Below are 18,174 nucleotides of genomic sequence, written 5' to 3' on the forward strand. Positions count from 1 at the left end.
AATATGGAAACATATTCTCTTTTTTTATGTTGAATCAGTTTTTAAGGTTGATGTGAGTAAAGCAATTATGGCATCTGAAACTTTCTGAGTTAATGTCTTTAACTTTTGTTCTGAGTGACCAGATAAAAAATAACGATAATGATAAATATGCTGTTGGTAAGAAATGCAAATAAAAAAGGTGCCCACAGGTTTTTCTGGGGTTTCACTTCCGCCAGATTTTAATAGCCCAGTACAACTGACAATAATATCAGCTTGTTGAAATAAGCTTTGACCCAGCCTACACATTTCCTCTGTGACTTGCGGTGACTCTGCTGTGTAAGTCTCTATTAACTTTGGATCGATATTTAAAATACTAATTTTAATGCTTGGGTCGTAGCTAACTAAGCCACCTAGTAAAATATCTGCACCACTATTTTTATGAATAGAAAACTGACTTGTTAAATAACCCGAACTCGCACTCTCAATAAAAGCAATTTTGAGCTGGCGATCTTCTAATAGTTGGCAGCACTACTGAAGCATTATTTCACCTCGAATGGTGTTTATTTATAAATAAAATCAATTTACAGATAAATTATAAAATTACAGTAAGTGATTTAGCAGTGTCGTACAAGTCTGAGATAAAAATCTATAAAACAACTTGAATATTCACTAAATGCTTGTGTAATAGTTCAGGTTTTAAAATGATCAATGTTAATTGTCGGGAAGTCTATTTATAACATTGCGACATGTTTAAAAAATTGTTAATTTTGTTCGATATAACGAACAATAACAATTTAGGATAAATGCAATGAACAATAAACAAGGACCTGCGCTGTGTATTTTAGGTTTTATTTCGCTAATACCCATCAATGTATGGGCTGCACAGCCTCTAAGTGAAGGGGCCTTAGCAACACAAACAGGGGCAGTAAATGCAGCTTTACCTGTGATTATTGCGAAAGCTCAAGACGATGCTAAGAAACCAATGATAGAACAACAACAAGCACGTCAGGTGTTAGGGGATAATTATTTACAACAAGTTCGATGGGATGCACTTAGAACAAGTGTACTTTCACCTTATCAAGAACAAAAACAAAATCATGTTATCGATAGTAAGGAAAAGAAGAAACTAGAAATGATGGCATTACCGGAAAGAGCAGACCGATTTACCAAATATGATTTTGAATCAAAAAATGTTCATGGCGAGGTTATTATTACCGTGAAGTAATAATAACCTCTAGTCTTATTAATATTGATCTAGGCCAGGATGCTGGATTTTCCATGCACGGTGGATTTTTTGATTACGTTTAAAATCAGGGCCAATAGTTTCAGAAGTGATTTCTTCAACCTGAAAAATAGCTTCGATCTCTTCGTCCATCTCAAAACCACGATAGTTGTTTGAGAAATAAAGCGTTCCTTCACTGTTTAAACGATTCATTGCACGTTTAATGAGTGAAACATGGTCACGTTGGACGTCGAAAGTACCGTAGAACTTTTTAGAGTTTGAGAATGTCGGTGGATCGATAAAAATAAGGTCATATTGTTCGTGACCTTCTTTTAACCACTCAAAACAGTCACTCGCAAAGAACATGTGCTGTTCATCTGCGTGATCTACAGTCAGGCCATTTAAAACGAAGTTTTCTTTTGACCAGCTTAAGTAGGTATTAGATAAGTCTACACTTGTCGTACTTGCAGCACCGCCTAAAGCAGCATGTAAGCTTGCTGTAGAGGTATAGCTATATAAGTTCAAGAAGTGCTTACCACGAGCTTCTTGAGCAATACGTAAACGCATTTGACGGTGGTCAAGAAATAAACCTGTATCTAGGTAATCTGTCAGGTTAACTAAAATTTTAGCTTTACCTTCCTGAACGATAAAACGTTTTGAAGCTGTACTTTGTTTCGTATATTGATTTGTACCAGTTTGGCGTGCACGTGTCTTAATAAATATGGCATCGCGGTTTAGACCGGTAACAGCACGAATTGCAGCGAGTGCTAAGTTAAAACGTTTTTTTGCTTTTTCAGGATCGATCGTTTTTGGTGGTGCATATTCCTGAACATGTAAGCGATCGCCGTATAAGTCAACAGCGACATTAAAGTCAGGTAAGTCTGCATCATACAAACGTAAGCAATAAACATTTTCTTTCGTTGCCCATTTTTTCAAGGCAGTCATATTTTTTTGCAAACGATTAGCAAAATCTTGAGCTTCTTCCATTTCAATAGGTTGAGCTTGCCAAGTTGCTAAGAATGGCTGAGTTACTTTTTCTGGCTTAATTGAACCAAAACGAATGTAAATCGGTAACTTACCATTCATTAAACGTAAAGTTTCAGGTGCTTCAAACGCTAAAACATCGGCTTGTTCAATTTGAGCTGCAATAATTGCTGCATATTGATTCGGAAAATGTTTTTGTAAAAGCGCAGATAAACCTAAGTAAAGAGAGCGGTTAGATGCTTTATCACCTAAACGTTCACCATATGGAGGGTTAGTCACAATAAATGCAGTTTTGCCTTCAGCTGAAAAATCAGGCCAGTCCGCTAAAGTACGTTCTTCAATTTGAATTTGGCCTAACTGTTTTTCAAAGCCTGCCGCAATAATATTTTCACGGGTGGCTTTTACAGCTTCCCAGTCTGCATCGTAGGCATAAAACTTAGGTAAAGGTAATTCAAGCGCCTTTTCATGACGTTCTGCTGCTTCAGCTTTGAGTGAAAGCCAAAGCTCGCGGTCATGACCATGCCAACCATTAAAACCAAAACGGCGAACAAGGCCTGGTGCACGGTCAGTCAAAATCATTAATGCTTCAATAATAAATGTACCTGAACCGCACATCGGGTCGAGCACAATCTCTGGCTTACGTTGTTGAAGCTGAGCTTTTTGTAAAATTGCCGCAGCAAGGTTTTCTTTAATTGGTGCATCCGTCATATAACGACGGTAACCACGTTTATGTAATGAATCACCTGATAAATCTAGGCAATATGTATGCTCAGTTTTACCTGCTAAAACATACAACGTAATTTCTGGTTGTTTAGTATCAATGCTCGGACGACGACCTACAGCTTCCATAAAGGAATCTACAACACCATCTTTTGCTCTAAGTGTTGCAAATTGAGTGTTAACCTTAATTTCACGTTCAGCATGTAAGCGAATAGCGAAGGTACTTTGTGGTGCAAAAATAAGTGACCAATCAAAGCTAATCGCACCTTCATAAAGCTCTTCTGCTACATCACGTGCATCGTGTGTATGTTCAAGTTCATAAGTATGAATCGGAAGTAAAACACGAGAAGCAAGACGCGACCACATACAGATGCGGTAAGCATGTTCAAGCGTTCCTTCAATGATTAAACGTCCTGCTTTACGTTCTGTCACTTTGGTGCCAAGCTGTTCTATTTCTTCTTGTAAGAGGGCTTCTAAACCATCAGCACAAGTAATCCAATAGTGGTTTAAACGTAAAGAGGTATTCATAAACTCGATTGACCAAAACATATAAATATTAACGATGCAAAGTTTAACTTATTTTGATGTGTAAAGGTTTTTAAATTATTGCAACCTATCATAATCCAACCAATAAACTGATTTTTAAAGATTAAAACAATTAAAGTGGTATGTATTTTGCTAACTCAATCCTATCAATGGTTATTTAATTAACAAACATAGCCAGTTTTTAACCATTTTATTATTTTAAATTGATGGGGTAATTATAAATGAAAGACATGATGGGGAATGGTTTTATTGCTAATGCGGATGCTTTCTCAGTAGCGACACAAATATATGTACGCATGCGTAGGGTGACGGGGCGAGTAATTGATGCAATGTACGTTGTCCAAAATAAAGATTATGCAAAATATGTCATTGCGCTGGCACTAGAAACAGAGGATGACGAATTAAAACGAAGTGTTGAGCGATTGAAATCGTTGGTTGATACAATACCAGAGCCTTCTCAAAAAGAAAAAATTGCTGTTGTTAAAGTCGATGAAGAGACGGAAATTACCGCTGAGGATATTTATCGGGCTCAAGTTCCGCACCATTACATTGGTGCATTAAGGTAATTGCCAATAAGGTTCTAAATTTTCTGGTCAATTTAGGGCCTTATTCTGTAAAGTTCTTCTGCGAAAAGAGCGGAATTCAGCTACACTATGCACGTTTTCGCGATTCGACCCATAGGAATCCATTATGCATATTGCAGCGTTGCATCAACCGAGCCAGGTTCAGCTCAATCAAGACGGAAATTTAAAACATTTTTTAACGATTGAGGGACTTTCAAAAGAAAACCTCACCAAGATTTTAGATACCGCACAAAGCTTTTTAGATGATAATAATAATTTAATTAACCGTCCGCTCTTAGAGGGATTGACGGTTATGAATCTCTTCTTTGAAAACTCCACACGTACCCGTACTACTTTTGAAGCAGCAGCAAAACGTTTGTCTGCCAATGTACTGAACATTGATATTGCACGTTCAAGTACTTCAAAAGGTGAAACTCTGCGCGATACGCTCTGGAACCTTGAAGCAATGGCAGCGGATATCTTTGTTGTTCGCCATTCATCTTCGGGTGCTGCACATTTCATTGCTAAAGATGTATGTCCAAAGGTCGCGATTATTAATGCAGGGGATGGGCGTCACGCTCATCCAACGCAAGCGATGCTTGATATGCTCACCATTCGCCGTGAAACTAAAAAACCATTTGAAGATTTAAGCGTTGCTATTATCGGGGACATTAAACACTCTCGTGTAGCACGTTCGGATGTAGCTGCATTACAAACTCTAGGTTGTAAAGACATTCGTGTGATTGCACCGAATACATTATTGCCAGTGGGCTTTTCGGAATATGGCGAGCACGTTCGCTTGTTTAACAAGATGGATGAAGGCATTACCGATTGTGATGTGATTATTGCTTTACGTATTCAAAACGAACGTATTGACTCTCCAGCGTTATCTTCACAGTCTGAATTTTACAGAATGTATGGTTTAAACAAAGAACGTCTTGGTTTAGCTAAACCAGATTGCATTGTGATGCATCCTGGACCAATGAACCGTGGTGTAGAAATTGATTCAAGTGTTGCTGATGGAGATCAGTCGGTTATTTTGAAACAAGTAACCAATGGTATTGCAGTTCGTATGGCCGTATTGGCGTTATCGATGCAAGGCCAACTCCAAGAGCAAGGTTTAATTGAAGCGATTACGTTGTAAGGAATGGATCACATGAGTATTGTAAAAATTGAAAATGTACGTGTGTTAGACCCAATCCAAAAAACAGACAGCGTACAAACTGTATATATTGAAAATGGCAAGTTGGTTGCTCCAGTTGAGCAAGTTGAGCAAACCATTGATGGCCAAGGTAAATGGTTAATGCCAACCATGGTTGATTTGTGCGCGCGTTTGCGTGAACCGGGTCAACAGCAACATGGGACATTGAAATCGGAAGGTAAGGCAGCACGTGCCAATGGTATTTTGCATGTGATTACACCACCTGATTCAAAGCCGATTGTACAAGACAATGGTGCTCTCATTCATGGCTTGATTGAAAAGGCTTGGCATGATGGTGGCATTCACATGCATATCATTGGTGCTCAGACCCAAGGTTTAAATGGTAAGCAACCAGCAAATATGGCGGGCCTGAAAAAAGGTGGTTGTACTGCTGTTTCTAATGCGAATGCCGCTTTTGAAAATGATGATGTAGTTATTCGTACCTTGGAATATGCAGCGGGTCTTGGTTTAACAGTCGTATTTTATGCTGAAGAGCCACAGATTGCTAAAGATGGATGTGCACACGAAGGCTTTATTGCTTCTCGCCAAGGTTTGCCGATGATTCCTGCAATTGCTGAAACTGTAGCAATTGCAAAGTATTTGCTTATGATTGAAGCAACTGGCGTAAAAGCTCACTTTGGTTTGTTATCTTGCGGTGCATCGGTTGAATTAATCCGCGCAGCAAAAGCAAAAGGTTTACCTGTGACTGCCGATGTAGCAATGCATCAGTTGCATTTAACTGAACACTTAACTGATGGTTTCAATTCACTTGCGCATGTTCGTCCGCCATTACGTTCTGAGCAAGATAAAGAACTTTTACGTCAAGGCTTAAAAGAAGGCGTGATTGATGCAATTTGTACGCATCATGAGCCTTTAAGCAGTTCAGCAAAAATGGCACCATTTGCTGAAACTCAACCGGGCATTACTGCTTTTGATACTTATGTATCTTTAGGCATTCAGCTCATTAATGAAGGTTTATTTGAACCTTTAGAGTGGGTTGAAAAAGTGACTAGCGTACCTGCGCAGGTTGCCAATATGACTACGCGTTGGGAAGATGAAGCAGGATGGGTATTAGTCGATCCTGAATTAAACTGGACAGTAAGCAAAGACACAATTTTATCACAAGGGAAAAATACTCCATTACTGGGTCAAAACCTTACCGGTAAAGTACTTCAAACTTTTGCTAACTGATAAAACGGGTATTTAAAGTAAATTTAAAATATAAACAGGTAGATCAATAAGATCTGCCTGTTTTGTAAATACTAGATGGAAATTTGTATATAAATTATTTAAAAAACAACAAAAGATTGAGCGCACATTAGAATAAAAAACTATCAGCAAAGAGAAGTATTTGAATAATCAAAAGTTGCTGGTTACGACGTATAAAATTCGGGAGAATAACCAATGTCGATAAACCCTATAGAACTGCTTAAAGAAAAAGTATCATCAACAATATTAGATAATCAGGATGGATACCTAGGCGAAAAATCGAATGCTTTATCTAAGTTTTATCCAATTTTGCTTTCACTATTAGCTGCTAAACCTGATCTTATTGGACAATTAAAAAACAGTTTGGCTCCCTCATTATCAGACCTTTTTTCTCATAATGACCAAATCAAGAATACTGTACTTACTCACTTAAGCGGTACGGCACCAAATAATGAAATAGAAAGTACACTCAATAGCGCGATTAAACCTAGCCTCAATGCAATTTCAGACGTTGCCGGAAATGATCAACAGAGTATTGTAAATTATTTGCGCCAGCACGCAGATACTATTCGTTCGCATTTGCCGGGATGGGCAGTGGGTCTATTAGCTCCTTTAGGACTTGGTGCAGGTTTATCTTCAGTTCCCCATGCAACTTCAGCAGCCCCACCATTAGCTGCAGCCAGTGAAAAAACAGGCAAATCTCGTGGGTTCCTCCCTATTATTGCCTTAATTATTTTGGGCCTTATCATTGCTTGGTTATGGCGTTCTTGCCAGCATAAAGAAGCTGTACCAGCACCTGAACCAACGGCTGCCAGTGGTGTTGAGGCTACTACCGCAGCTGCACCTGCGAGTTTAACCTTAAGCACAGATGATAAAGGTGCTGTTAGCCAGTGTCAGGCAGGTATTGGCGATCAAGGATTCTTAGCAACCCTACAAACTCAAGTTAAACAGGTTTTCTCATCAACTCAAGATTGTAACGTTGATACTAGTCAAACATATGCAGCTGGATTTACAGATAAAGATGCACTTGCTGGCGTGCTTGTTGCCTTAAAAGGTGTGCCAAATGCATCTTTAGAATGGATAGGTGACAAAATTACTTTGAAAGCAGGTGATGCAGCAGCGTTAGCAGCATTAACCGCAAAAGTAAAAGCTCTTGTTCCTCACACTGAAGTTGTTTCTACTGCACCAGAAACAGCTGAGCAATCTGTAAGCAATAGCTTAACTGCTTCGCAAACTGCTCTAGGCTCAATTGATCCGAATAATGTCGATGTAAATGCATTAGTAAAAGCACTTAACTTGCAAATCATTAACTTTGCGAGTGGCTCAAGCGATATTCCAGCAGACAACAAAGCTATTCTTGATCAAGCTGCAACACTTTTAAATAAAGTCAGTGGTGTGAAATTAAATGTGGGTGGTCACACTGACTCGACGGGTAATGCAGCAGCAAATAAAGCTTTATCACAACGCCGTGCTCAAGCAGTAGTCGACTATTTAACATCTAAAGGTGTAGACGGGTCTAAATTAGTTGCACAAGGTCATGGCTCTGATCAGCCTGTTGCAGAGAACACGACAGAAGAAGGACGCTTTAAAAACCGTCGTATTGAGTTTTCAGTAGCTCAATAATATTCTGATGTATGAAAAATTAGATATTTTAATTTGAAAAAAGCTTCTCATTTTGAGAAGCTTTTTTGTTGGAACAAATAGTGTTGGATTGATATGAAAATCAGTTTGGTTGGAAGTGGGCGAGTTGCCTTTCATTTAGCAAAGGTATTGTTGGCTCAAGGTCATCACATCATACAAGTCTATGCGCGTGATTTTGAGAAGACTCAAAAGTTTGCAGAGCAGTTTCAGGCAAAAGCATGTCAGTCACTTCAACAATTCCAATCAACTGATCTTATCATTTTAGCGGTTTCAGACAGTGCAATTGCAGATCTTGTAAAACAAGTTCATGAATTCTTTCCTGATACACTTATTGTCCATACTTCGGGTAGTACTGATATTGAAGTCATCAGTCAGGTACATACAAAAGCAGGGGTATTTTATCCTTTGCAAACTTTCAGTCTTGAAAGAGACGTCGATTGGCAAGCCACACCATTATTTGTTGAAGCGGTAACAGATACCGATCAAAAACTACTTTCAGATTTAGCAAATAGCCTAAGTAATCGAGTATATCAATACACCTCAAAACAGCGTTTAACTTTGCATTTAGCAGCAGTATTTGCCTGTAATTTTAGTAACTATTGTTTTGATATGGCAAAGCAGGTAGTAGATAAAGAGCAGGTCGACTTTAGTTTGCTCTATCCTTTAATTTTGGAAACAGCAAAAAAAGCGACTGAAAATGATCCAAAGCAAATGCAAACAGGGCCTGCCGTAAGGGGGGATCAAAATATCTTGACAATGCATCAAGGCTTATTGGCTCAAGCAAATCAAGATGACTTAAAACAGGTCTATCAAATTTTAAGTGATGGCATCGTGAAGCGCCATCACTCGGTTTAAAGCTTATTTAAAAATTAAGGTTCGCCGTTATTACCCCATTTTAAGAAACCCGCACGTTGATTTAAACGTTCAAAATATTGGTCAACATGCTTAAGCGTTGGATGGTCAAAAGGAGTGGCTTTCCAACGTTGTACAGACAGGCCAATTGGAATATCGGCCAAGCTAAATTGTGAACCAGCAACATAGGCCTGAGTTTTTGCGAGTTGTTGATCGAGAATCTGCATATGATGATTCCAGTCATCAATACCTTGTTGTAATAAGTTTGGATCTTGATGATCTGGTGAATGTCTCAACAGAGACATAATTGTATAAGTCCAGCTGTTATTCAGCTCGATTGCTTGCCAATCAATCCACTGGTCAACAAAGAATCTTTCTTTCGCTTGAGTAGGGTAAAGCTGATGTTCTTTATCGTAAGCATTGGTCAAATAACGGATAATACTGTTGGATTGCCAAAGGACTAAATCGCCATCTATAACAACAGGAATTTGACCGTTTGGATTTAATTGCAAATATTCAGGTGATTGTGCTGAACGAAAGCCTCGTCCCCAATCTTCTCTTTCATATTCAAGATTTAGTTCTTCACACAGCCATAAGACTTTGCGAACATTGATGGAGTTCTCGCGCCCTAAAATTTTTAACATAGTGTTTTCTGACTTCTCGTGAGTTTAAGTAATTAGTTGTTGAAGCGTTCATTTTTATATGTTTAACATGATTTATGAATATTAATAAGTCTAGAGAATAGATAAAGTGACATTTAAAGAAAATTATAATGAATGAGAGCTTTTTATTTTAGGGGGGAATAAAGGAAATACCTCAAGAGGGGGATGCTGGTACTTGGAAACAAAATGAGTATCCGGTTGTTACGTTGTTTGTATCCGCTTTTAGCAGGTAATAAAAAACCGCACTTCATTTCGGCGGTTCTTTGAATTTTGTTTATTTACATTTGTTCTCTGGCTTGTCTAATTGTTCGCGTAGCCATTCAGAATCTTCTCTTAGGTTTTCTTTAGTATATCCCATTATTCGAACTTCTTCTGAGGCTGATTCATATTCTTTAAATCTACTTAAAATAAAGTCAAAAAGTTCAATATTTTCTTTCCATCCTTTGCAATCTAGAGTTTTGAGTTTATTAGACCTAACTAGATCTTCTTGCTCAGTTTTTGCCTCTGTGGAAATGACTTGATTTCTGTCCGATTGTGTTTGAATGTATCGTTCCATTAACTTGTAATATTTAAGTTCAAAGTCTTCTTGAGTTGAGGCAAAGCAGCCACTTGATACAATTACACAAATTAGAAATGCGAAAGGCTTCATTGTTATTTTCTGTCTAGTTAAAATGGTGGTTATTATTATATTTATATAACTAATAATTCAAAAGTTATTTTCATTTAAATCTTTATACTCAGTTAATTTTTAATTCTACTTATTCACTGGATTGGTTTTAAAATAAAAAAGGCCTAGTAATAAACTAGGCCTTTTTTATTATTTACTTAATCTTCTTAAAGATAAAGTCATTAATTTTATGACCTGACTCAATACCACGGCGTTCAAACTTAGTCACTGGGCGCCACTCTGGACGAGGGTAGCTGTTGCCTTTACCCGCCAAGTTTTCAAGATCTGGACGGTTATCTAAAATATCAAGCATCCATTCAGCATACGGTTCCCAGTCTGTTGCTGCGTGGAATGTACCACCAAGCTCAAGTTTTTGTTCAACCAATTGCATACGCTCGTGAATAACAAAACGACGTTTGAAATGACGTTTCTTTTGCCAAGGGTCTGGGAAGTAAAGTTGTACGCAGTTAATGCTGTTGTCTGGCATTTCACGTAAAACCTGAATCGCGTCTGCATCAAGTACACGTAAGTTTTTAACTTCTGCTATACCTGCTTCATATAGGCATTGAGCAATACCAGGTACGTGAACTTCAATACCCACATAGTTGCGTTCAGGGTTTGCTTTTGCCATAAGCACTAATGAACGACCCATACCAAAACCGATTTCAACAGTTAAAGGACGTTCTGGATGTTCGAAGTGCTGACGTAAGTCACCAACAGGATATTCCAAAATTAAATCGCGATGTTGTTCTAATGCCGTGCGTTGAGACGTATTAAGTGGTGCTGAACGACGCATAAACGTCACAATTTCACGGTGTTCAGGCAAATTGTCTAAGTCTGCAATTTGCGTTTCTAACTGATCGATCGACATAACCTTGGCAATATTGAAATTCAAATGCGGTATTTTAAGTCTTCATGTGGTCAAGTCAAATGTTTCGGTGTTTTTCTTCATGTAGATGTCATGTTCAATATTTAATCTAAGAATCTATATAAATTTCAAATGAACATATTTACTCATGAAAACTTTTCAATTACGCACACTTTCTGTGCTATTAGGGGCACTTGGTGCTTTTACATATAGTCCTTGGGCACAAGCACAGCTCATGTTTAGTCAATATGTTGACGGCAGTAGTAACCGCAAAGGTTTGGAAATTTATAATCCAGATGGGACTACAGTTAATTTAGCCGACTATGAAATTCAACAATTTAATAATGGCGGTACAGCAAAAACAGCGACTTTCCGTTTACAAGGATCGTTAACCAGTAAGCAGAAGTTTTTAGTAGGTCGTTCTGAGTTGCAGGCTGAACTTGGCAGTAAAGTAAATCAGATCGCTGCATTATCTTTTAATGGAGATGATGCGGTTGTACTTGTGTATAAAGGTACGCCTGTAGACCGTTTTGGGCGTATTGGTGAGCGACCAGAAACAGGATGGGGAACAGCCGTTTCGAGCTTAGGAAATAGTTTTAAGCGTATTGAAACTGAGAACTCAGCTTTAAGTATTGATGCAACTGCAGCATTTGATTTGGACCGTTCATGGTCAGCTTGGACAAACCGAAATGACTTTTCAAATTTATCTGGCTCAATAACACAGCCACCTGTTGAAACGGTGAGTTGTTCAAGCTCCGATACACCAATTGCTGATTTATCAACCGCAGCACAAAACCAGAGCTATACTGTACGTGGGGTAATTACTGCCGACTACCGCTATGCCAATGGTTTCTCTGGTTTTTATGTGCAGACACCAGATACGAAAGCGCGTGCAAATGTCAGCAATGCTATTTTTGTTTATATTCCAAATAGTAGTACGGTAAAAGGCGGACAAGTTGGCGATGAGGTTATTTTGCGTGGTCGTTTAACAACTTATCAAAACCAATTGCAATTAGATCAATTACAACAAGATATTCAAACTTGTAATAGCAATATGGCAAATCAGGTGCAGCCGATTAGCCTTGAACTTCCATTTGCTAGCTTAACAGGTGGTTCAACTCATTCTCCGCAGCGTTATCAAGGTATGTTGGTTAAATTACCTCAGACTTTAACGGTAAGCGAGAACTACAATTATGGCCGTTATGGTGAATTATCTCTAAGCTTAGGTCGCTTATATATTCCGACTAATTTATATCCAGCGTTATCTCCTGAAGCTAAAGCTCTTGCTCAGAAGAATTTATTGTCGAAAATTATTTTTGATGACGGCTATAACAATCAAAACCGTACTCCGTGGTTACCGACAAATTTTAGTGCTGCTAATACGCTACGTTCAGGTTATCAACTTAAAAATGCTGAAGGTATTTTAGAATATCGTTTTAATGGTTGGCGTGTGCAACCAGTGCTTGGACGCAATCAACCTGAAGTAATTACTCAAACAAACCCGCGTCAAAGTGTCATTACCAAAAATGCTAATCACATTCGCGTAGCTTCATTTAACGTTTTGAACTATGACAATGGCGCAACGGGTTTCCCAACGGAGCGCGGTGCAACGACACAAGCTGAGTTTGATAAACAGCATCGTAAAATTGTGAGTGCATTAAAAGCGATTGATGCTGATGTGTATGGTTTAATGGAAATTGCGAACAATGGTTATGGTCCGAACAGTGCAATTGCTCATTTAACCAGTGCTTTAGGTAGTGATTGGAAATACGTTGTTCCTGAAAACTTAGACCGTTTAGGTGGTGATGCGATTGCGGTTGCTATTATTTATAACAGCAAGCGTGTTAAGCCTTTGAATAAACCCGTTGTGCTTGATTTGGGTGACAAGAACCGAACAACATTGGCGCAAAGTTTCCAAGCCGTTCGTGGTAATAAAACCTTTACCGTTATTCCAAATCACTTAAAATCGAAAAGCTGTAGTGGGGTGGATGCTAGCTCTATTGATGCAGACCAAAAAGATGGTCAAGGCTGTTGGAACCCGACTCGTGTGAAAGCAGTTGATCAAATTGTGCAGTGGTTAGCAAAAAATCCAACTCAAGTGCCTAAGCAAAATGCTTTACTTGTAGGGGATATGAATAGCTACGCAAAAGAAGAACCTATTTTGTCATTTGAAAAAGCGAACTACAAAGTTTTGTTGAACGACGCTAAGGTAGGACAGGGTGCAGAGGCATATAGCTATGTGTTTGGTGTTGCGAGTGATGCCAATGGAAATGGTGGAGCGGGTAATTTAGACCATGCAATTGCTGATGCAGCTCTATATCCAAAAGTAGTCAGAACCTTTGCATGGCATATCAATGCAGATGAGCCAACCGTTTTAGATTACAACGAAGAATATAAAACTGATGAGCAAAAGGCATTGTTCTATGGTGAAGATGCTTATCGTTCTTCGGATCATGATCCAGTAATTGTTGATCTGGATTTAAATGGTAAAGATTCAAGCCAGCCTGATGATGATAAGAAAAACGGTATTTTTGATTTCTTAACTGAATTAATGAATTGGATTAGCCAGCTTTTTAAACGTAATTAATGGAAAAATTGCGTGACGTAAATGTGTTTTATCATATTTTAAACAATCGTCACGCAAGACAACTTGCAAGGAATAAATTTTTCAAGAATATTAGATGGTGTAAGTATTTTATAAGTTTACGCTTTTTTACAATTAAAGAATTGTGCAAACCTTGCAGGTTTTCTAGAAGCAATTTAAAACGTTAATATGAGATAACAAGGATCAGATATGAAATTATATTATTCGCCAGGCGCATGTTCTTTAGCTGCACATATTATTTTAAATGAAATTAATGTTGATTTTGACTTGGAACGAGTAAATTTAAAAACACATAAAACAGAAAAAGGTGCAGATTATTACGAGATTAATCCAAAAGGATATGTACCAGCTTTAGAAATTAACCCTGGTTTAATGTTAACTGAGAACGTGGCGATTTTACCTTTCCTTGCCCAGCACGATCCTAAGCAGGATTTAATTCCGCCATCGGGTATGGGCCGTGCGAAAGTATTGGAATGGTTGGGTTATTTGAACTCTGAATTGCATGATGCTTATGCAGTTTTCTTTGGGGCACCGTTAACGAGCGATGAAAAAACCAAAGCTTATGCAGAAATCGACCGTCTTTTAAAATATATCGATAACTATTTGTCTGAATCTGATTACGATTATTTGGTAAATGATAATTTTGGTCCAGCAGATGCTTATCTATTTGTTTTAACAAATTGGTCAAACTCAATTGAGCATGACTTAACACCTTATAAGCACATTATTGCATTACGCAATAAAGTTGCAGAGCGTCAATCTGTACAAATTGCGATGCGTGACGAAGGCTTAATTTCATAAAAGATTTTAAGAGCCAAAAAAAAGCCCCTAATCAATAGGGGCTTTTTTATACTAAAAACGATTAGTGTTGAGCGTCTTTTTTCACTTCAGCAGCGGTATTCTCAACAGCTTGAGCTGTATCAGCAGTCGCTTTACGTGCAGTCGCTTCTGTTTCAGCTGCAGCTTTAGCAGTCGCGTCAGCAGCGTGATCGGTTGCAGCATCGATCTTCTCAGCAGCATTATCAGTTGCAGTTGCAATATCGTCAGCAGCTTTATCACCAGCAGATTTGATATCAGCACTTGCTTGTTGAGCAGCATTTTCTAAGTGTTCACCTGTAGTCGCACCAGTTTCTGGAGCTTTATCTTTATTACAACCAACAAGGGCAACAGTCGCAGCAAGACCTAAAGCAACAAGTAATTTATTCATTGTGTTTTTCCTTCTAATTCATGGCATCCAAATATGGATGTCTAAAATATAAACATAAAGTAAATGATTAATAAAGATCGAAAATTGTTAAAAAGTTGTAACTCTAGTATTAAAAAAGCCTAGCATTTTGTAATGCTAGGCTTGAAATAAATAATAATGATTTTGACCGATTTTACTGCCCAGAACGGATGATGTAATCAAACGCAGAGAGTGATGCTTTAGCACCTTCACCTGTAGCAATAATGATTTGCTTGTAAGGTACAGTCGTACAGTCACCCGCAGCAAATACACCTTGCACATTGGTTTCGTTGCGGTCATTCACAATGATCTCGCCACGGTTGGTTAATTCAACTTCACTGTCTTTCAAGAAGTCAGTGTTTGGCAATAAACCAATCTGTACAAAGATCCCTGCAAGCTCGACCACATGCTCTTCATCAGTTGCACGGTCTTTATATTTCAAACCGGTGACTTGTGAACCATCGCCTAATACTTCGGTACTTAAGGCATTCATAATCACCGTGGTGTTTGGCAAGCTATGCAATTTGTTTTGCAAGACTTGGTCAGCACGAAGTTTGGTATCGAACTCAACCAGAGTGACATGCTCAACAATCCCTGCAAGGTCAATCGCTGCTTCAACACCTGAGTTACCGCCACCAATCACGGCAACACGTTTGCCTTTGAATAATGGGCCATCACAGTGTGGGCAGTACGCAACACCACGGGTACGGTATTCTTGCTCACCTGGTACATTCATCTCTCTCCAACGTGCACCTGTAGAAAGGATTACTGTTTTCGATTCAAGTTTTGCACCGTTTTCAAGTTCAACTTCAACCAAACCATTTGCAGTCTGGTTGGCACCCGTGATTTTGCTGACACGTTGCAAGTTCATGATATCGACATCGTATTCACGAACATGTGCTTCCATCTCGGCAGCAAACTTAGGACCTTGTGTCTTTTGTACAGAAGTGAAGTTTTCAATGTCCATAGTGTCCATCACTTGACCACCGAAGCGTTCAGCTACGATACCCGTGTTGATACCTTTACGTGCAGCATAGATTGCTGCTGTTGCACCCGCAGGACCACCACCAATCACCAACACATCAAAAGCATTTTTGGCATTGAGTGCCGCTGCATCTTTTTCAGCTGAGTTGGTATCAAGTTTTGCCACAATCTCTTCAAGCGTCATACGACCTTGACCAATGTGTTCGTTGTCTTGGAATACCATCGGTACAGCCATGATTTTGCGTTGTTCCACTTCGTCTTGGAAGAATGAACCATCAATCATGGTTGCTGTGGTGTTCGGGTTATAAATGGCAATCAGGTTAAGCGCCTGTACTACATCCGGACAGTTATGACAGCTTAAGGATACAAACACATCAAAGTTTGCTTTGAGGTTTAAGCCTTTAATCTGGTTGAGTACTTCATCAGACACTTTAGGTGCATAGCCAGACACCTGTAACAGCGCCAAGATCAAAGACGTAAACTCATGGCCCATTGGTAAGCCTGCAAAGAACACACGAGGCTGTTCACCTGCTTTAGCCACACCAAAGCTTGGACGACGTGTATTGTTACCGTCAAAACGGGCAGTGACTTGGTCAGAAAGCTCAGCGATTTCACTCACCAACTCTTTAATTTGAGCTGATTTATCTGATTCATCTAAAGCAGCAACTAATTCGATTGGACTTTCTAAACGTTCTAGGTAAGCTTTTAATTGAGTTTTAATGTTTTGATCTAACATCTGTTTTTTACTCCAATGCATCCAAATTCTTTCAATAGATGCATAGTACGTGAAAACACAGAATAGGTAAAACAGTATGTTTTTATGTGTTTGATCGGTTTTTTGAATTATTGGGGCTATTAATAAGTAAGATCAATAATTTATCTCTAAAATGTTCTTTTTTATGTTTTGTAGTGTTTTAAAGTGAAAGTATTTAAAAATTTATATATGTTATATGGCTGTAAAGATTTTATGTCATAACATTAAAAGGTACTTTCATGTCATTGCAACGCGGCATTTATCAGCATTATAAAGGTAATCTCTATCAAGTTTTTTCTGTAGCAAAACACAGCGAGACTGAAGAAGAGTTAGTCGTTTATCAGTGTCTTTATGGTGACTATTCAACTTGGGTACGTCCGCTAGAGATGTTTACTGAAACGGTGAAAATGGCTGACGGAAGTATCGTGCCGCGTTTTAAGTTAATTCAAAGCACTTAACGCAAACGACTTTTATATAAAATAATGATTTTAAAGGGTGAATATATGCCAAATACTTTTTTCTTACAAAGAGTTGCCGATTTATATGACACCTTTAAACGACATGATGCACAGCAGACAGATCGTTTGCTGCGGTATCGTAATATTGAGGCGGAGTCTGCAAAATTACTATCGCAATTTATTCGAATGCAGCAAGCCAAATCAATTTTAGAAATTGGGACTTCAACAGGTTACTCTACTTTATGGCTTGCTGAGGCTGCTCAAGCTACTCATGGAAAAGTAACCACGCTTGAAATTGATGCCAATCGTAGTAATGAAGCTAAACGCCATGCGACTGAACTGGCATTAGAGGAATTGGTAGATTTTTGGGTTGGAGATGCAGCCGATTACCTAAAGGAAACTCAGGAAACTTTCGATTTTATTTTGTTAGATGCTGAGCGACCTGCTTACGAGAATTATTGGCCAGATTTAAAACGTTTAATGAAGCCAAAAGGTGGCGTACTCATTATTGATAATGTTATTTCACATGCGGCTGAAGTCAGTTCATTCTTAGCTTTAATTAAAAAAGATGAAAATTTTATGAGCAGTATTGTGCCTGTAGGCGCTGGTTTATGTATTGTGGTGGCAAGATAAACCATATGAAAATATGATTTATTCATTCATAAAGGCCTGTTCAAAGCAGGCCTTATTTTATTATGTTATGAAGCATTCACTAAAGATAGGCGAGTAAAGTGTAAATCGAATTCTAAATATTTATGTACAAAAGCAGCTTTGTCTGTTGATCGTAATAAGTTGTCATAAATAAATTCTGGTACAGGATGATAAAGTTCACCTGAACCATCGCTATAAAATATTTTTAGATGACGTGAAGTCGCATTGTATTTCCATGAAGTGACTGCCACAGTATTCGCCATAAATTTTTCCCCTTTTATTTCATATTACTTAAGCTCAAAAAACATCGGTTATTTATTCGACATTACTCAAACTTCATGTAATGGGGAAGGGCATAATTGTAAAAGTATCAGTAGAAAATG

General features: G+C 38.4%; 17 protein-coding genes and 1 pseudogene. 10 read left to right on the forward strand and 8 right to left on the reverse strand.

The features are described 5' to 3' along the window. Positions 1-24 precede the first annotated feature (24 nt). Positions 25-507: pseudogene (locus MKL33_RS18810) on the reverse strand (CinA family protein); the annotation flags it as partial. Between the two features lie 280 nt (positions 508-787). Between MKL33_RS18810 and MKL33_RS18815 the strand changes: the two are divergent. Next, positions 788-1,204 carry a hypothetical protein gene (locus MKL33_RS18815; RefSeq protein ID WP_017386366.1) on the forward strand — a complete coding sequence of 139 codons (417 nt, stop codon included), beginning with the start codon at positions 788-790 and terminating at the stop codon, positions 1,202-1,204. Between the two features lie 18 nt (positions 1,205-1,222). Here MKL33_RS18815 and rlmKL read toward each other — a convergent pair whose 3' ends face one another. Then, positions 1,223-3,433, reverse strand: coding sequence for a bifunctional 23S rRNA (guanine(2069)-N(7))-methyltransferase RlmK/23S rRNA (guanine(2445)-N(2))-methyltransferase RlmL (gene rlmKL / locus MKL33_RS18820; RefSeq protein ID WP_005076976.1), 2,211 nt, complete (start codon positions 3,431-3,433; stop codon positions 1,223-1,225). 239 nt (positions 3,434-3,672) lie between these two features. On the opposite strand from rlmKL, the gene MKL33_RS18825 reads away from it, so the two are divergent. From MKL33_RS18825 to MKL33_RS18845, 5 genes are all read left to right on the forward strand, one after another. Continuing rightward, a complete protein-coding gene (locus MKL33_RS18825; protein ID WP_032004024.1) occupies positions 3,673-4,017 on the forward strand; it encodes a hypothetical protein in 345 nt (114 codons plus the stop codon). Between the two features lie 124 nt (positions 4,018-4,141). Beyond that, positions 4,142-5,158, forward strand: coding sequence for an aspartate carbamoyltransferase catalytic subunit (locus tag MKL33_RS18830; protein ID WP_002121555.1), 1,017 nt, complete (start codon positions 4,142-4,144; stop codon positions 5,156-5,158). Between the two features lie 12 nt (positions 5,159-5,170). Continuing rightward, positions 5,171-6,406 (forward strand): dihydroorotase, encoded by a 1,236-nt coding sequence (locus tag MKL33_RS18835; RefSeq protein ID WP_005076972.1) that lies wholly within the window; start codon positions 5,171-5,173, stop codon positions 6,404-6,406. Positions 6,407-6,619: 213 nt separating this feature from the next. Next, the gene (locus MKL33_RS18840; protein ID WP_270907521.1) at positions 6,620-8,047 is read left to right on the forward strand and encodes an OmpA family protein; all 1,428 of its coding nucleotides are present in this window, start codon (positions 6,620-6,622) and stop codon (positions 8,045-8,047) included. Positions 8,048-8,140: 93 nt separating this feature from the next. After that, positions 8,141-8,920 carry a Rossmann-like and DUF2520 domain-containing protein gene (locus MKL33_RS18845; RefSeq protein ID WP_270907522.1) on the forward strand — a complete coding sequence of 260 codons (780 nt, stop codon included), beginning with the start codon at positions 8,141-8,143 and terminating at the stop codon, positions 8,918-8,920. 14 nt (positions 8,921-8,934) lie between these two features. Here MKL33_RS18845 and MKL33_RS18850 read toward each other — a convergent pair whose 3' ends face one another. From MKL33_RS18850 to trmB, 3 genes are all read right to left on the reverse strand, one after another. Continuing rightward, positions 8,935-9,561 carry a glutathione S-transferase family protein gene (locus MKL33_RS18850; RefSeq protein ID WP_270907523.1) on the reverse strand — a complete coding sequence of 209 codons (627 nt, stop codon included), beginning with the start codon at positions 9,559-9,561 and terminating at the stop codon, positions 8,935-8,937. A gap of 292 nt (positions 9,562-9,853) precedes the next feature. Beyond that, the gene (locus MKL33_RS18855; RefSeq protein WP_017399348.1) at positions 9,854-10,228 is read right to left on the reverse strand and encodes a hypothetical protein; all 375 of its coding nucleotides are present in this window, start codon (positions 10,226-10,228) and stop codon (positions 9,854-9,856) included. A gap of 172 nt (positions 10,229-10,400) precedes the next feature. Then, on the reverse strand, positions 10,401-11,117 hold the full coding sequence (trmB, locus tag MKL33_RS18860; RefSeq protein WP_032004018.1) for a tRNA (guanosine(46)-N7)-methyltransferase TrmB: 717 nt from the start codon (positions 11,115-11,117) through the stop codon (positions 10,401-10,403). A 145-nt stretch (positions 11,118-11,262) separates the two neighbouring features. Between trmB and MKL33_RS18865 the strand changes: the two genes are divergently transcribed. Together MKL33_RS18865 and MKL33_RS18870 are read left to right on the forward strand one after the other, a co-directional pair. Further along, positions 11,263-13,701, forward strand: coding sequence for an ExeM/NucH family extracellular endonuclease (locus MKL33_RS18865; RefSeq protein WP_270907524.1), 2,439 nt, complete (start codon positions 11,263-11,265; stop codon positions 13,699-13,701). A 207-nt stretch (positions 13,702-13,908) separates the two neighbouring features. Further along, a complete protein-coding gene (locus tag MKL33_RS18870) occupies positions 13,909-14,520 on the forward strand; it encodes a glutathione binding-like protein (RefSeq protein ID WP_002121577.1) in 612 nt (203 codons plus the stop codon). Positions 14,521-14,581: 61 nt separating this feature from the next. On the opposite strand, the gene MKL33_RS18875 is transcribed toward MKL33_RS18870, so the two are convergent. Both MKL33_RS18875 and ahpF read right to left on the reverse strand, forming a co-directional pair. Then, on the reverse strand, positions 14,582-14,926 hold the full coding sequence (locus MKL33_RS18875) for a hypothetical protein (RefSeq protein WP_002121546.1): 345 nt from the start codon (positions 14,924-14,926) through the stop codon (positions 14,582-14,584). A gap of 172 nt (positions 14,927-15,098) precedes the next feature. Then, positions 15,099-16,664 carry an alkyl hydroperoxide reductase subunit F gene (gene ahpF / locus MKL33_RS18880; protein WP_270907525.1) on the reverse strand — a complete coding sequence of 522 codons (1,566 nt, stop codon included), beginning with the start codon at positions 16,662-16,664 and terminating at the stop codon, positions 15,099-15,101. A 257-nt stretch (positions 16,665-16,921) separates the two neighbouring features. Here ahpF and MKL33_RS18885 point away from each other — a divergent pair, with 257 nt between their 5' ends. Continuing rightward, a complete protein-coding gene (locus tag MKL33_RS18885; protein ID WP_262447755.1) occupies positions 16,922-17,140 on the forward strand; it encodes a DUF1653 domain-containing protein in 219 nt (72 codons plus the stop codon). Positions 17,141-17,185: 45 nt separating this feature from the next. Next, positions 17,186-17,773: an O-methyltransferase gene (locus MKL33_RS18890; protein WP_270907526.1), complete on the forward strand. Its 588-nt coding sequence runs from the start codon at positions 17,186-17,188 to the stop codon at positions 17,771-17,773. 65 nt (positions 17,774-17,838) lie between these two features. Here MKL33_RS18890 and MKL33_RS18895 read toward each other — a convergent pair whose 3' ends face one another. Next, the gene (locus MKL33_RS18895; RefSeq protein ID WP_005070287.1) at positions 17,839-18,054 is read right to left on the reverse strand and encodes a KTSC domain-containing protein; all 216 of its coding nucleotides are present in this window, start codon (positions 18,052-18,054) and stop codon (positions 17,839-17,841) included. Between the last annotated feature and the right edge of the window lie 120 nt (positions 18,055-18,174).

This window comes from Acinetobacter sp. AOR43_HL (assembly GCF_027854635.1).
Classification (GTDB): Bacteria; Pseudomonadota; Gammaproteobacteria; order Pseudomonadales; family Moraxellaceae; genus Acinetobacter; species Acinetobacter pittii.

Coding starts and splice junctions, on each gene's coding strand:
- MKL33_RS18865 (WP_270907524.1), top strand. CDS start 11,263: ATGAAAACTTTTCAATTACGCACACTTTCTGTGCTATTAGGGGCACTT.
- MKL33_RS18825 (WP_032004024.1), top strand. CDS start 3,673: ATGAAAGACATGATGGGGAATGGTTTTATTGCTAATGCGGATGCTTTC.
- MKL33_RS18835 (WP_005076972.1), top strand. CDS start 5,171: ATGAGTATTGTAAAAATTGAAAATGTACGTGTGTTAGACCCAATCCAA.
- ahpF (WP_270907525.1), bottom strand. CDS start 16,664: ATGTTAGATCAAAACATTAAAACTCAATTAAAAGCTTACCTAGAACGT.
- MKL33_RS18815 (WP_017386366.1), top strand. CDS start 788: ATGAACAATAAACAAGGACCTGCGCTGTGTATTTTAGGTTTTATTTCG.
- MKL33_RS18850 (WP_270907523.1), bottom strand. CDS start 9,561: ATGTTAAAAATTTTAGGGCGCGAGAACTCCATCAATGTTCGCAAAGTC.
- MKL33_RS18855 (WP_017399348.1), bottom strand. CDS start 10,228: ATGAAGCCTTTCGCATTTCTAATTTGTGTAATTGTATCAAGTGGCTGC.
- MKL33_RS18870 (WP_002121577.1), top strand. CDS start 13,909: ATGAAATTATATTATTCGCCAGGCGCATGTTCTTTAGCTGCACATATT.
- rlmKL (WP_005076976.1), bottom strand. CDS start 3,433: ATGAATACCTCTTTACGTTTAAACCACTATTGGATTACTTGTGCTGAT.
- MKL33_RS18840 (WP_270907521.1), top strand. CDS start 6,620: ATGTCGATAAACCCTATAGAACTGCTTAAAGAAAAAGTATCATCAACA.
- MKL33_RS18875 (WP_002121546.1), bottom strand. CDS start 14,926: ATGAATAAATTACTTGTTGCTTTAGGTCTTGCTGCGACTGTTGCCCTT.
- MKL33_RS18895 (WP_005070287.1), bottom strand. CDS start 18,054: ATGGCGAATACTGTGGCAGTCACTTCATGGAAATACAATGCGACTTCA.
- MKL33_RS18845 (WP_270907522.1), top strand. CDS start 8,141: ATGAAAATCAGTTTGGTTGGAAGTGGGCGAGTTGCCTTTCATTTAGCA.
- MKL33_RS18830 (WP_002121555.1), top strand. CDS start 4,142: ATGCATATTGCAGCGTTGCATCAACCGAGCCAGGTTCAGCTCAATCAA.
- MKL33_RS18890 (WP_270907526.1), top strand. CDS start 17,186: ATGCCAAATACTTTTTTCTTACAAAGAGTTGCCGATTTATATGACACC.
- MKL33_RS18885 (WP_262447755.1), top strand. CDS start 16,922: ATGTCATTGCAACGCGGCATTTATCAGCATTATAAAGGTAATCTCTAT.
- trmB (WP_032004018.1), bottom strand. CDS start 11,117: ATGTCGATCGATCAGTTAGAAACGCAAATTGCAGACTTAGACAATTTG.